12 protein-coding genes are annotated in these 13,106 nt (G+C 69.2%); 1 reads left to right on the top strand and 11 read right to left on the bottom strand.

All coding sequences use genetic code 11. The features are described from left to right. Nucleotides 1-2: 2 nt before the first annotated feature. The 11 genes from AC5W54_RS08430 to AC5W54_RS08380 all read right to left on the bottom strand — a co-directional run bounded on the left by AC5W54_RS08430 (nt 3) and on the right by AC5W54_RS08380 (nt 11,872). Nucleotides 3-683 carry an ABC transporter ATP-binding protein gene (locus AC5W54_RS08430; RefSeq protein ID WP_495961629.1) on the bottom strand — a complete coding sequence of 227 codons (681 nt, stop codon included), beginning with the start codon at nt 681-683 and terminating at the stop codon, nt 3-5. Between the two features lies 1 nt (nt 684). Beyond that, complete coding sequence (locus tag AC5W54_RS08425) at nt 685-1,428, bottom strand: ABC transporter ATP-binding protein (RefSeq protein ID WP_495961628.1); 744 nt, start codon at nt 1,426-1,428, stop codon at nt 685-687. Further along, a complete protein-coding gene (locus AC5W54_RS08420; RefSeq protein ID WP_495961627.1) occupies nt 1,421-2,464 on the bottom strand; it encodes a branched-chain amino acid ABC transporter permease in 1,044 nt (347 codons plus the stop codon). The genes AC5W54_RS08425 and AC5W54_RS08420 overlap by 8 nt, the downstream gene beginning before the upstream one ends. Next, nucleotides 2,457-3,377, bottom strand: coding sequence for a branched-chain amino acid ABC transporter permease (locus AC5W54_RS08415; RefSeq protein WP_495961626.1), 921 nt, complete (start codon nt 3,375-3,377; stop codon nt 2,457-2,459). Before AC5W54_RS08415 ends, AC5W54_RS08420 begins: the two co-directional genes overlap by 8 nt. Before the next feature lie 78 nt (nt 3,378-3,455). Next, the gene (locus tag AC5W54_RS08410) at nt 3,456-4,598 is read right to left on the bottom strand and encodes an ABC transporter substrate-binding protein (protein WP_495961625.1); all 1,143 of its coding nucleotides are present in this window, start codon (nt 4,596-4,598) and stop codon (nt 3,456-3,458) included. Nucleotides 4,599-4,650: 52 nt separating this feature from the next. After that, nucleotides 4,651-6,297, bottom strand: coding sequence for a benzoate-CoA ligase family protein (locus tag AC5W54_RS08405; RefSeq protein ID WP_495961624.1), 1,647 nt, complete (start codon nt 6,295-6,297; stop codon nt 4,651-4,653). Nucleotides 6,298-6,407: 110 nt separating this feature from the next. Beyond that, nucleotides 6,408-7,556, bottom strand: coding sequence for an acyl-CoA dehydrogenase family protein (locus AC5W54_RS08400; protein WP_495961623.1), 1,149 nt, complete (start codon nt 7,554-7,556; stop codon nt 6,408-6,410). After that, nucleotides 7,556-8,365, bottom strand: a complete 810-nt coding sequence (locus AC5W54_RS08395) for an enoyl-CoA hydratase family protein (protein WP_495961622.1) — start codon at nt 8,363-8,365, stop codon at nt 7,556-7,558. The genes AC5W54_RS08400 and AC5W54_RS08395 overlap by 1 nt, the downstream gene beginning before the upstream one ends. Then, entirely contained in the window at nt 8,362-8,832 is a 471-nt protein-coding gene (locus AC5W54_RS08390; protein WP_495961621.1) for a MarR family winged helix-turn-helix transcriptional regulator, read from the bottom strand. The genes AC5W54_RS08395 and AC5W54_RS08390 overlap by 4 nt, the downstream gene beginning before the upstream one ends. Continuing rightward, a complete protein-coding gene (locus AC5W54_RS08385) occupies nt 8,829-9,578 on the bottom strand; it encodes an SDR family NAD(P)-dependent oxidoreductase (RefSeq protein WP_495961620.1) in 750 nt (249 codons plus the stop codon). Before AC5W54_RS08385 ends, AC5W54_RS08390 begins: the two co-directional genes overlap by 4 nt. A gap of 8 nt (nt 9,579-9,586) precedes the next feature. Further along, a complete protein-coding gene (locus AC5W54_RS08380) occupies nt 9,587-11,872 on the bottom strand; it encodes a bifunctional salicylyl-CoA 5-hydroxylase/oxidoreductase (protein ID WP_495961619.1) in 2,286 nt (761 codons plus the stop codon). Between the two features lie 277 nt (nt 11,873-12,149). Between AC5W54_RS08380 and rsd the strand changes: the two genes are divergently transcribed. Continuing rightward, nucleotides 12,150-12,656, top strand: a complete 507-nt coding sequence (gene rsd / locus AC5W54_RS08375; protein ID WP_495961618.1) for a sigma D regulator — start codon at nt 12,150-12,152, stop codon at nt 12,654-12,656. Nucleotides 12,657-13,106: the final 450 nt, after the last annotated feature.

Below are 13,106 nucleotides of genomic sequence, written 5' to 3'. Positions count from 1 at the left end.
CCTCAGACACCGAGGTAGCGGTCGCGGATGGTGTCGTCGAGGGCCGCGGGCCGATCCGACCAGACCGTGCGCCCCTTCTCGAGGATGGTGCAGCGATCGGCGATCGGCAGCAGCTCGGAGAGCGACTTGTCGACGATCAGGATCGACTGGCCCTGCTCCTTCAGCAGGCGGATGGCCGACCAGATCTCCCGGCGGATGACCGGCGCCAGGCCCTCGGTGGCCTCGTCGAGCACCAGCAGCCGTGGATTGGTCATCAGGGCCCGGCCGATGGCCAGCATCTGCTGTTCGCCGCCCGAGAGGGTATTGGCCATCTGGGCGCGTCGCTCGGCCAGGCGCGGGAAGAGCGCCTCGACCCGGGCGAGGCTCCAGTCCCCCGCCCGGTGGGTCACCGTCAGGTTCTCGCGCACCGAGAGGTTGGGGAAGCAGCGCCGCCCCTCGGGCACCAGGCCGAGCCCGGCCTGGGCGATGCGGTAGGTCGGCAGGCGGCGCAGGTTCCGGGACTCGAACTCGATGCGCCCGCGGCGCGGCGGGGTGAGGCCGAAGAGCGAGCGGATGGTGGTGGTCTTGCCCATGCCGTTGCGGCCCATCAGGGCCACCATCTCGCCGGCCCGGATGCTCAGGGTCACGCCGAACAGCGCCTGGGACGGGCCGTAGAAGGTTTCGATATCGGTGATCTCGAGCATCTCAGTCTCCCAGGTAGGCGTCGCGCACGTGGGGGTCGCGGCGGATGGTGGCGCCGTCGCCGTGGGCGATGACCTCCCCGGCGACCAGCACCGAGATGCGGTCGGCGAGCCGGAACACCGCCTCCATGTCGTGCTCGACCAGCAGGATCGGGACCTCGAGCTTGAGCGCCTCGAGCAGCTCGGTGAGCCGTGCCGTGCCCTCGGGCCCCAGGCCCGCCATGGGTTCGTCGAGCAGCAGTGCGCGGGGCCCCAGCGCCAGGGCGCAGGCCACCTCGACCTGGCGGCGCTCGCCATGGGAGAGTTCGCAGACCGGGGTGTCGGCACGGTGGCCGAGTTGTATGCGTTCCAGCGCCTCCCGGGCCGGGGCGAGCAGGCTCGCATCGCGGCTCACCGGTTTCCAGAAGCGAAAGCTGTGGCCCTGCAGCGCCTGCACCCCGATCATCACGTTGCGTATCACCGACAGCGGTTCGGCGAGCGACGACACCTGGAAGGTGCGGCCCAGCCCCAGCCGGGCTCGCTGGGCGACGCTGAGCCGGGTGATCTCACGGCCGGCCAGGTACACACTGCCCGCGTCGGGGGCCAGGTTGCCGGCGATCTGGCCGATCAGGGTCGACTTGCCGGCGCCGTTGGGGCCGATCAGGGCGTGGATCTCGCCCGGGTGCAGGTCCAGCGAGACGTCCCGGGTGGCCTGCAGGGCCCCGAAGCGCTTGTGCAGGTGCTCGAGCGACAGCACGATCTCACTCATGGCGTTCCCTCCCCGCCAGCCAGCCCATCAGGCCGTGCTTGGCGAACAGCACCACGAACAGCAGCATGAGGCCGAGGAACAGCTTCCAGTATTCGGTCACTCCGCCGAGCAGGGTCTCCATCATCACGAACAGGATGGCGCCGGCCAGCGGGCCGTAGAGGCGTCCCACACCGCCCAGGATCACGATCACCATCAGCTCGCCGGAGAGGTGCCAGCTGAGCATGGTGGGACTGACGAAGCCGTTGAGGTCGGCGTAGAGCGCACCGGCGAGTCCCGTGATCATCGCCGAGATGACGAAGGCCACCAGGCGGATGGGGTAGGGCGAGACGCCGGCGGTGGCCAGGCGGGTGTCGTTGAGCCGTGCCATGGTCAGGGCGGCCCCGAAGCGCGACTTCATCAGCCGCGAGGTGATCGCCATGGCCAGTACCAGCCCGGTGAAGCAGATCAGGAAGAAGGTCAGCGGATCATTGGTGTCGACCAGCGGCAAGCTGTTGCGCAGGTAGATCGGCAGGCCGTCCTCACCGCCGTAGGAGGGCCAGGAGTTGGCGAAGTAGTACATCATCTGGGCGAAGGCGAGGGTGATCATGATGAAGTAGACGCCCGTGGTGCGCAGCGAGACGGCGCCGATGGCCAGCGCCAGCAGGCCGCAGGCCAGGATGGCCATCGGCCAGATCACCAGCATGCTGTCGCTGCCCGTAACGGCGACCGGCCAGGAGAGGAACAGGCTGTAGTCGAAGGCGTGGTAGGCGCTGATGCCGGCGACGTAGCCGCCCAGGCCGAAATAGGCGGCGTGACCGAAGCTGATCATGCCGCCGTAGCCGATGGCCAGGTTCAGCCCCACGGCGGCCATGGCGACCAGGGTGATGCGCGAAGCCAGGTTGACGTAGTAGACGTGGCCCAGCAGGTGGGCGATCAGCGGCGCCAGCAGCAGCAGGGCGAGCAGGCCGATCTGCACCAGCCCCTTGCGATCCAGCCAGGTCGGGGGCAGGGCCGGCAGAGCGCCGGAAGCGACGGATTCGTGCTTGAGCTTATTCATGCGCGGCAAACAACCCCTTCGGCTTGAAGGCGAGAATGACCGCCATGAGGATGTAGATCAGCATGGCCGCCAGCGCCGCGCCTACGCCGGCTGCCTCGGCGGGGCTCATGAACTGGCGGAAGAAGGCCGGCAGGAAGACACGCCCCATGGTGTCGACCACGCCGACCAGGATGGCCCCGTAGAGGGCCCCCTTGATCGAGCCGATGCCGCCGATGACGATCACCACGAAGGCGAGGATCAACACCGGCTCGCCCATGCCCACCTGCACCGACTGCAGGGCCCCGACCATGGAGCCGGCCAGGCCGGCGAGCGCCGCGCCCATGGCGAACACCAGGGTATAGAGCCGGGCGATGTTGACGCCGAGCGCCCCGATCATCTCGCGATCGCTCTCGCCGGCGCGGATGCGCATGCCCAGGCGGGTGCGCGAGATCAGCAGGTAGAGTCCCACGGCGATCGCGATGCCGGTGGCGATGATCACCAGCCGGTAGACCGGATAGCGGGAGCCGCCCGGCAGGGCCACGGAGCCGGACAGCAGTTCCGGCGGGCTGAGCCAGAGCGGTGAGGAGCCGAACAGCCAGCGCGTCCCCTCGGAGAAGATCAGGATCAGGGCGAAGGTGGCCAGCACCTGGTCGAGGTGCGAGCGGTGATAGAGGCGGCGGATCACCAGCAGCTCCACCACCGCCCCGACGGCGGCGGCGGCCAGCACCCCGGCGGCGAGCCCGACGAGAAAGGAGCCGGTGGAGGCGGTGACCAGGGCGGTGACATAGGCGCCGACCATGTAGAAGGAGCCGTGCGCCAGGTTGATCAGCCCCATCACGCCGAACACCAGGGTCAGGCCGCTGGCCATCAGGAACAGCATGGTGCCCAGCTGCAGGCCGTTGATGAGTTGCTCGAAGAACAGGGTCGCGTTCACGTCGGGCGTCCCGTGGCTGGGAGTGGGTGGCGGCCGGGCCCGGCGGGGCCCGGTGTGGTGGCGGTCGTCACGCCCGCCCTACATGTTGCACTGCTCGGCATAGACGTCCTGGATGTCCTCGATCGCCAGGCCGACGAGACGGTTGGTCGGCTGGCCGTTGTCGCCCGCGACCACCTCGCGGACATGGACGTCCTGGATCGGGTGGTGGTTGGGGCCGAAGCGGAACTTGCCGCGTACCGAGGCGAAGTCGGCCTCGCGCAGGGCCGCGCGGAAGGCGTCCTTGTCGTCGGGGTGGGCCTTCTCCAGTGCGCCGAGGATCAGGTTGGCGGTATCGAAGCCCTGGGAGGCATAGAGCGTCGGGGTGCGATCATAGGCCTCGCGGAAGCTCTCGACGAAGGCACGGTTGGTGTCGTTGTCGAGGTCGTAGGCCCATTGGGAGGTGTTTCTGGTACCGATCGCGGCCGTGCCCACGGCCTGGATGATGATCTCGTCGAAGGAGAAGGCGGCCCCGAACAGCGGCAGTTCGACGCCCGAACTCTCGTACTGCTTCATGAAGGAGATGCCCATCCCCCCGGGCAGGAAGAAGAACAGGCTATCGGCGTCGCTGGAGCGGATCTGGGCGATCTCGGCGGCGTAGTCGGTCTGGCCCATCTGGGTGTAGAGCTCGTCGACTACCTCGCCCTCGTAGCGGTGCTTGAAGCCGGCCAGGGCATCGGTGCCGGCGGGATAGTTGGGCGCCAGCAGGATCGGCCGCTCGTAGCCCGCCTCCTTCATGTAGGCCCCCATGGCCTCGTGCAGGTTGTTGTTCTGCCAGGCGACGTTGAAGTAGTTCTCGTGGCACATGCGCCCGGCCAGGTCGGAGGGGCCGGCGTTGGGCGAGAGGTAGAAGACCCCCTGGCGCACCGCCGAGGGCACCACCGCCATGGCCAGGTTGGACCAGATGATGCCGGTGAGGATGTCGACGTTGTCGCGTTGCATGAATTCGTCGGAGAGGCTCTTGGCGAGGTCGGGTCGGTTGGCGTCGTCCTGGATCAGCACCTCGATGTCGTTGCGGCCCGACTGCTCGATGGCGAGCATGAAGCCGTCGCGCACGTCCACGCCCAGGTGGGAGCCGCCGCCGGAGAGGGTGGTGATCATGCCGATCTTCACCCCGTCGGCCTGTGCCGTCGCCAGGGCGGAGGAGATCAGCAGGCCGAGACCGAGAGTCGCGAGTGTCTTCATGGGAAAATCCTTTCTGCGCGTGTCGTGTTGTTGTCAGGGTGCCTCGTCGCCATCATGACGAGGGCGAGGCGGTGTCGGGATAGTGCTCCTGGCGTAGCCGGAAGCGCTGGACCTTGCCGGTGGCCGTCTTCGGCAGCGCCTCCACGAAGCGTATCGAGCGCGGGTACTTGTAGGGCGCGATGCGCTGCTTGACGAAGGCCTGCAGTCGCCTCGCGCACTCGTCATCGGGCTCGATACCGGGGAAAAGTACCACGAAAGCCTCGACGATCTGTCCACGCTCGCCGTTCGGGGCACCGATCACGGCGCACTCCTGCACGTCCTCGTGGGCCAGCAGGGCGGCCTCGACCTCGGGACCGGCGATGTTGTAGCCGGCGGAGACGATCATGTCGTCGCTGCGGGCGGCGAAGTGGAAGTAACCCTCGTCGTCCTGGAGGAAGGCGTCGCCGGTGAGGTTCCAGCCGTCCTGCACGTAGTTCCGCTGGCGAGAGTCGGCCAGGTAGCGGCACCCGGTGGGGCCGCGCACCGCCAGCCGGCCGATCTCGCCGCGGGGCAACTCGTTCATGTCGGCATCGACGACGCGCGCCTGGTAACCGGTGACGGGGCGGCCGGTGCAGCCGGGGCGGTGGTCATCGAGCCGGTTGGAGATGAAGATGTGCAGCAGCTCGGTGGCGCCGATGCCGTCGAGGATCGGCGTGCCCGTCTTCGCGATCCAGTCGTGGTAGATCGGCGCCGGCAGCGTCTCGCCGGCGGAGACCGCCACCCGCAGGCTGTCCAGCGCCGGGCCGTCCGACGCGGCGGTGAGCATGGCACGGTAGGCGGTGGGGGCGGTGAACACCACGGTGGCGCGGTGCTCCTGGATGATCGCCATCAGGTTGGGTGGGGTGGCGTGTTCGAGCAGCACCGCGCTGGCACCGAAGCGCAGCGGGAAGATCGCCAGGCCGCCCAGGCCGAAGGTGAAGGCGAGCGGCGGCGAGCCGACGAAGACGTCGTCCGGGGTCACCTGCAGCACTTCACGGGCATAGCCGTCGGCGATGATCAGCAGGTCGCGATGGTAGTGCATGGTGGCCTTGGGGCGGCCGGTGGTGCCGGAGGTGAAGCCGAGCAGTGCCACGTCGTCGGCGGCGGTGGCCACGGCGGTGAAGTCGCTGGGCTTGTCCAGCGCCAGGCGATCGAGTTCGGCATCGTGGCCGGCGCCGCCGTCGAAGGCTACCACCCGCTCGAGGAAGGTGCTGTTCGCCGCGCAGGCCTCGAGCTCCTCGAGCAGGCGGCCGTCGCACAGGGCGAGGCGCACCTCGGCCTTGTCGACGATGCCGGCGAGCTCGCCGGCGCGCAGCATCGGCATGGTGTTGATCACCACGGCGCCGGCCTTGGTGGCGGCGAGCCAGCAGGCCACCAGGGCCGGGTTGTTGGCCGAGCGGATCAGTACCCGGTGGCCCGGTTGCACGCCGAGCTCCTCGACTAGGGCGTGGGCGAGGCGGTTGGTCCAGTCGGTGAGCTCGCGATAGGTGCGACGGCGACCGTTGCCGACCAGCGCCACGCGCTCGCCGTGGCCCTGCTCGACCCACCGGTCGGTGAGCTCCACCGCGGCATTGAGCCGTTCGGGATAGTCGAACCCCGCGAGCAGGAAGTCGGGTTGTTGCTCGTCGGGCGGCAGGTTGTCCCGGGCGAAGGTATCGGCATGGGCCGATGGGGTTTTCATGACCATTCTCCGTACTGTCGTTGTTGTTGTTCGGCGCCGGTAGCGTCGACAGGGGATTACGGTAGCTGGCGTCTCTCGGTTCGTTGTCTACTCCAGGTTGGCGAGTCGCGTTATTCGTCCGCGGCGCAAGCGGCGGCGAGCGCGCTGCGGGCGATGATCACCTTCTGCACGTCCGAGGCGCCCTCGTAGATGCGCAGCGCGCGGATCTCGCGGTAGAGGCTCTCGACGATATGCCCCTTGCGCACGCCGTCGCCGCCGTGCAGTTGCACCGCCTTGTCGATCACCTGCTGGGCGCGGTCGGTGGCGTAGAGCTTGGCCATGGCCGCCTCGCGGGTGACCCGTTCGGCGCCCCGGTCCTTGGCCCAGGCAGCGCGGTAGACCAGCAGCGCGGCGGCGTCCACGTCGAGCGCCATCTCGGCCAGGTGGCCCTGGACCAGTTGCAGGTCGGCGAGGCTGGCGCCGAACAGCTCGCGATGGCGGGCGCGCGCCAGTGACTCGTCCAGGGCGCGACGGGCGAAGCCCAGCGCCGCGGCGCCCACCGTCGAGCGGAACACATCGAGCACCGACATGGCGATGCGAAAGCCCTGGCCTGGCTGGCCGATCATGGCGCCCGCCGGCAGGCGCAGCGCATCGAAGCCGAGCCGCGCCAACGGGTGTGGCGAGATCGTCTCCAGCCGCTCGCGGATCTCGAGCCCCGGGGTATCGGCCGGCACCAGGAAGCACGATAGCCCCTTGGCCCCCGGCCCCTCACCGGTGCGGGCGAACACCGTGTAGAGATCGGCGATGCCGCCGTTGGAGATCCAGGTCTTCTCGCCGTTCAGGCGATAGCCGTCGCCGTCGCGCTCGGCGGTGGTGTCGAGCTGGGCCACGTCGGAGCCCGAGCGCGACTCGGTGAGGGCGAAGGCGGCCAGGGCCTCGCCGCGGCGGGTGCGTTCCAGCCACCGCTTCTGTTCGTCGCTGCCGTAGAGGCTGATCGCCCCGGTGCCCAGCCCCTGCATGGCGAAGGCGAAGTCGGCCAGGCCATCATGGCGGGCCAGGGTCTCGCGGGCCAGGCACAGGCTGCGCACGTCGATGGCGTCGCCGCCGGTGAGCTCGAGAAGGCCGGCCCGGCCCAGGTCGCGCACCAGCCGGATGCAGGCGGCGTCCACGTCGTCGTGGTCGCGGGGCAGCTCGGCGGTGCACCAGGTCTCGAGGCGCTCGGCGAGGTCGCGATGGCGCGCCTCGAAGAAGGGCCAGTGGAGAAAGCTCGAATCGCTCATCAGTCCCCCTCGAAGGTCGGTCTCTGCCTGGCGACGAAGGCGCGGTAGGCGCGCTCGAAGTCGCGGGTCTGCATGCAGATCGCCTGGGCCTGGGCTTCGGCCTCGATGGCCTGCTCCAGGCTCATCGACCACTCCTGGTTGAGCTGGGTCTTGGTGATGCCGTGGGCGAAGGTGGGGCCCCGGGCCAGGCGGGTGGCGTAGGCCAGCGCCTCGGCCTCGAGTGCCTCGGGCTCGACCAGGCGGTTGTAGAAGCCCCACTGGTGGCCCTCCTCGGCGCTCATGCTGCGGCCGCTGTAGAGCAGGTCGGCGGCGCGCCCCTGGCCGATGATGCGGGGCAGGATCGCGCAGGCCCCCATGTCGCAGCCGGCGAGCCCCACCCGGGTAAACAGGAAGGCGGTGCTGGCCCGGGGGGTGGCGAAGCGGATGTCCGCGGCCATGGCGATGATCGCCCCGGCACCGACGCAGACGCCGTCGACGGCGGCGATGATCGGCTTGGTGCAGTTCAGCATCGCCTTGACCAGGTCGCCGGTCATGCGGGTGAACGCCAGCAGGTCCTTCATGTCGCTGTCGACCAGCGGGGCGATGATCTCGTGCACGTCGCCGCCGGAGCAGAAGTTCTCGCCATGGGGGGCGAACACCACCGCCCGGACGTCCTCGGCATAGACCAGATCGCGGAAGGTGTCGCGCAGCTCGGCGTAGCTGTCGAAGGTCAGCGGGTTCTTGCGCTCCGGGCGGTTCAGGCGAATCACCGCGACGTCGCCCTCCATGCGCCACAGGAAGTGCTGTGGAGCCAGGGTGGCCAGTTTCATCGTTGTCGATCTCCCGTATCGGCCGGCAAGCGGTGCAGCAGCTCGCCGAGATGGTGGGCATCCGCTTCGGTCACGCCATCGAGCAGGGCGTTGATCCAGCCCTCGTGGGCCACGGCGATCTCGGCGAAGGCAAGCCGCCCGGCCTCGGTCAGTCGCACCAGGGTGGCGCGGCGGTCGCCCTCGAGGGCGACGCGCTCCACCAGGCCATCGTCGACGAGACGCTCGACGATGCCGGTAACATTACCGTTGGAGACCCGCAGGCGCCGCGACAGCTCGTTCATCTTCAGACCCTCGGGGTCGCGCTGGAGCGCGGCCATGACGTCGAAGCGCGGCAGGGTGGAGTCGTAGTCCAGGCGTAGCCGCTCGCGCAATGCCGCTTCCACCTGGCGGGTCACCCGCAGCATGCGCAGCCACAGGCGCAGGCGTTCCTTGCTCAGGCTGTCCGGGGGCCGTGACGGTGCGTTCATGTCTCGCCTCCCGAGATCGAGATCGCCTGGCCGGTGATGGCGCCGCTGTGGGGGCCACACAGCCACAGCGCGGTGGCGGTGACCTCCGCCGGCCGGATCAGGCGTCCTTCGGGGTTGGTCGCCTGGAGCTGGGCGCGCACCTGCTCCGGAGTCTGGCCGGTCTTCTCGACGATGGTGGCGACGCTGGCCTCGAGCAACGGGGTCTCGGTGAAGCCGGGGCACAGGGCGTTGACGGTGATGTCGCGGCCCGTGACCTCCCGGGCCAGGGCGCGCACCAGGCCAACGACGCCGTGCTTGGCGGCGCAGTAGGGCGCCACGTAGGCGTAGCCCTTGAGCCCGGCGGTGGAGGCCACCGCGATCAGCCGGCCGCCGTCGCGCAGGTGTCGGAGCCCCTCACGCAGGGTCAGGAACACCCCGGTGAGGTTGACGTCGAGCAGGCGTTGCCATCGTTCGAGGTCGGTACGAAGGAACGGATCGCTCCCGGCCGAGCCGGCGTTGGCGATCACGATATCGACCTCGCCGAGGCGTTCGAACAGTGCCGTCATGTCGGCTTCGTTCGTCACGTCGGCCACTTCGGCGGTAATCGACGCATGCCGCTCGGCCATCGTCCGCAGCGGTGCCTCGCGCCGCCCGGTGATGGTCACCGCGGCGCCGGCCGCGGCGAAGGCCAGCGCCATGTCGGCGCCGATGCCGCTGGCGCCGCCGGTGATCACCACCCGCTTGCCGTGCATCGTGGAGTCGCTCATGTCCATGCTCATACCCAGCCCTCGCCGCGCTCGGCCAGGCGCTGGAGCTGATCACGCCCGGCGCGGTAGGGCGCCGGCCAGTGGCATTCGCTGTCGCCGATGCCGGCGGCGGCGTGCAGCGTCCAGTAGGGGTCGGCGAGGTGCGGCCGGGCCAGGCACACCAGGTCGGCGCGACCGGCCATCAGGATCGAGTTGACGTGGTCGGCCTGGTAGATGTTGCCCACCGCCATGGTGGCCATGCCGGTCTCGTTGCGGATGCGATCCGAGAAGGGCGTCTGGAACATCCGGCCGTAGACCGGCCTGGCCCGGGTCGAGGTCTGGCCGGCGGAGACGTCGACGATGTCCACCTCGGCGCTCTTGAGCAGGCGGGCGATCTCCACGGCCTCATCGGGGGTCACCCCCTCGTCGCCGACCCAGTCGGTAGCCGAGATGCGCACCGAGAGCGGCTTGTGGGCGGGCCACGCCCGGCGTACGGCACGGATCACCTCCAGTGGGAAGCGCAGGCGGTTGGCGAGCGGGCCGCCGTACTCGTCGTCGCGGTGGTTGGTAAGCGGGGTGATGAACGACGACAGCAGGTAGCCGTGGGCGGCGTGGATCTCGAGCATGTCGAAACCGGCCCGCTCGGCCATCTGCGCGGCGGCGACGAACTCGTCGCGTACCCGGTCCATGTCGGCGCGGTCCATCGCCCGGGGTACCGGGTTGCGATCCGACCAGGGCACCGCCGAGGCCGCCATCACCGGCCAGTTTCCGTCGGGTAGCGGCGCGTCCATCTCCTGCCAGCCGAGCTGGGTGGAGCCCTTGGGCCCGGAGTGGCCGATCTGGGCGCAGAGTTTCGCCGGTGTCTCGGCGTGGACGAAGTCGCACAGTCGCTGCCAGGCGACCTCGTGCTCGGGAGCGTAGAAGCCGGTGCAGCCCGGCGTGATGCGACCCTCGGGCGACACGCAGGTCATCTCGGTGTAGACCAGGCCGGCACCCCCCTTGGCGCGCTCGGCGTAGTGCACGAAGTGCCAGTCGGTGGGCCGTCCGTCGACCGCCTTGTACTGGGCCATGGGCGAGACCACTACGCGGTTGGCCAGCCGCAGCCCGCGCAGCCGGAAGGGGGCGAACATCGGCGCCCGGCGCGAGCCCGCGTTGCCGGCCCGGGCCTGGAACCAGCGCTCGGCCCCCTCCAGCCACACGGGGTCGCGCAGGCGCAGGTTCTCGTGGCTGATGCGCTGGGAGCGGGTCAGCAGCGAGTAGTTGAACTGCACCGGGTCGAGGTCCAGATAGCGCTCCACCTGTTCGAACCATTCGGTGGAGTTGCGTGCCGCCGACTGCAGGCGCAGCACCTCGAGGCGACGCTCCTCCTCGTAACGGGCGAAGGCGGTGGCCATGTCGGGTTCGCCGTGCAGGTAGTCGGCAAGCGCGATGGCGCTCTCCAGGGCCAGCTTGGTACCGGAACCGATGGAGAAGTGGGCGGTGGCGGCGGCGTCGCCCATCAGCACCACATTGTCGAAGCTCCAGCGCTCGCACAGCACCCGCGGGAAGTTGATCCAGGCCGAGCCGCGGATGTGGTGGGCGTTGGTCATCAGCGCGTGGCCGTCCAGATGGTCGGCGAAGATCCGCTCGCACACGGCGATCGATTCCTGCTGGCTCATCTCGCCGAAGCCGAAGGCCCGCCAGGTGGGCTCGCTGCACTCGACAATGAAGGTCGCGGTGTCGGCGTCGAACTGGTAGGCGTGGGCCCAGACCCAGCCGTGCTCGGTCTTCTCGAAGATGAAGGTGAAGGCGTCGTCGAAGGTCTGGTGGGTGCCGAGCCAGACGAACTTGCAGGCGCGCACCTCGATATCGGGCCGGAAGTGCTCGGCGTAGCGCTGGCGGGTGCGGGAATTGAGGCCGTCGGCGGCCAGCACCAGGTCGAACTCGCGGCGCAGCCCATCGATGTCGTCTTCGGGGATGTCGGTCTCGAAGCGCAGCTCGACGCCGAGCTCGCGGGCGCGTGCCTGCAGCAGGATCAGCAGCCGGCGGCGGCCGATGCCACAGAAGCCGTGGCCGGTGGAGACCGTCTTGACCCCCCGATGGATGACCGCGATGTCATCCCAGTAGGCGAAGTGCTCGCGGATCCGCTCGGCGCTGATGGCATCGTTGCGCGCCAGGTTGTCCAGGGTCTCGTCGGAGAGCACCACCCCCCAGCCGAAGGTGTCGTCGGGACGATTGCGCTCGATCACCACGATCTCGTGGGCGGGATCGTGGCGCTTCATGCTGATGGCGAAGTAGAGTCCCGCGGGGCCTCCACCGAGACAGGCTATCCTCATGGGGCATGATCATCCGCTGGTGAGGTGGTGGTTGTGACGACTCCCTTGCAGCCTAGGCAGGCCACCGAGATAGTTCAAGCATGAAATTTCAAGCTTGAACTATATGGCCGATACCGTGCGCCGACAGGCCCGCATGGGCCCTGCGTGGCAGGTGGCTCGCCCGACAGGTGGAGAGCCGCGAGCAACAGGATTGACAGCGGACCCGGCAGGGGTGAGTCTGTGGATTCGACGGCCGGGGGCGCGACGCCATCGGCCCCATCGAGCAAGGGAGGCGTCCATGCTGGAAGACTGCAAGACCGCGCTTGAGCGCTGGGGTGGCGTGCACGATCTGATCGACCGCTGGCTCGACGAGCGGCGCGAACTGCTGGTCCATTTCCTTGAGCTCAAGGAAGCCTGTGACGCCGAACTGGAAGCGGTGAGCAAGACGCGTATCGACACCTTCAGCGAACTGCTGATGGACTACATCAGCGCCGGCCACTTCGAGATCTACCCCCAACTGCGGGAGGAGGCCAGGGCCTTCGAGGATCACGAGGCGCTGGGTATCGCCGAGAGGCTGCTGGAGCGCCTGGAAATGTCCACCGAGCTGGTGCTCGCCTTCGATGCCGACTACGAGAGTCCGGTGCGCTGCAGGCAGCATCTGGCGCGTCTCCCGGCCTGGATCGACCGCCTGGCCAAGGGGCTCACCGAGCGCTTCGCCCTGGAGGACCAGCTGATCGCCCGGCTGCATGCGGCCCATGCTCCCGAGGTCACCCGCACCGAGACCCAGGCCCAGACCCGGGCCTGACAACACGATTCCCGCCGGCACCGATCCTGCTCAGGGACGTGGCTCCGCCGAGCGATCGGCGCCGTCAGGCGCCCCCGCGGTAGCCGCCAACCTGGCCGATGACCGCCCAGCGCCGCTTCGCGCCGCCATCGCCCCGCAGAGCGTGGCTCCCACAGGGTGATCGATGCCTACCCGGCAGGCACTCCTCCAGGGCAAGCAGATGCCTGCCTTGTGGGAGCTTGGCTCCGCCGAGCGATCGGCGCCGCCAGGCGCCCCCGCGGTAGCCGCCAGCCTGGCCGATGACCGCCCCGCGCCGCTTCGCGGCGCCATCGCCCCGCAGAGCGTGGCTCCCAGTGCGCCCGTGAAGGCGTGCACACAGTGCGGTGAGAGTCCGCACCGGGGTAAGCCATGACCCCGTAGCCGAAGGTAACTGCGTCGCCGCGAGGCGGGGTGGGGAGCAACCGGAGGCGA

The sequence above is a fragment of the Halomonas sp. LMYGS-3 genome (assembly GCF_059509875.1).
This window is presented reverse-complemented; position numbering and strand designations above follow the sequence as displayed.

Bases quoted from the DNA above. Each gene is read 5' to 3' on its own strand.
- AC5W54_RS08395 (WP_495961622.1), bottom strand. From the start codon at position 8,365: ATGAAACTGGCCACCCTGGCTCCACAGCACTTCCTGTGGCGCATGGAG.
- AC5W54_RS08405 (WP_495961624.1), bottom strand. From the start codon at position 6,297: ATGAAAACCCCATCGGCCCATGCCGATACCTTCGCCCGGGACAACCTG.
- AC5W54_RS08385 (WP_495961620.1), bottom strand. From the start codon at position 9,578: ATGAGCGACTCCACGATGCACGGCAAGCGGGTGGTGATCACCGGCGGC.
- AC5W54_RS08430 (WP_495961629.1), bottom strand. From the start codon at position 683: ATGCTCGAGATCACCGATATCGAAACCTTCTACGGCCCGTCCCAGGCG.
- AC5W54_RS08410 (WP_495961625.1), bottom strand. From the start codon at position 4,598: ATGAAGACACTCGCGACTCTCGGTCTCGGCCTGCTGATCTCCTCCGCC.
- rsd (WP_495961618.1), top strand. From the start codon at position 12,150: ATGCTGGAAGACTGCAAGACCGCGCTTGAGCGCTGGGGTGGCGTGCAC.
- AC5W54_RS08380 (WP_495961619.1), bottom strand. From the start codon at position 11,872: ATGAGGATAGCCTGTCTCGGTGGAGGCCCCGCGGGACTCTACTTCGCC.
- AC5W54_RS08420 (WP_495961627.1), bottom strand. From the start codon at position 2,464: ATGAATAAGCTCAAGCACGAATCCGTCGCTTCCGGCGCTCTGCCGGCC.
- AC5W54_RS08400 (WP_495961623.1), bottom strand. From the start codon at position 7,556: ATGAGCGATTCGAGCTTTCTCCACTGGCCCTTCTTCGAGGCGCGCCAT.
- AC5W54_RS08390 (WP_495961621.1), bottom strand. From the start codon at position 8,832: ATGAACGCACCGTCACGGCCCCCGGACAGCCTGAGCAAGGAACGCCTG.
- AC5W54_RS08425 (WP_495961628.1), bottom strand. From the start codon at position 1,428: ATGAGTGAGATCGTGCTGTCGCTCGAGCACCTGCACAAGCGCTTCGGG.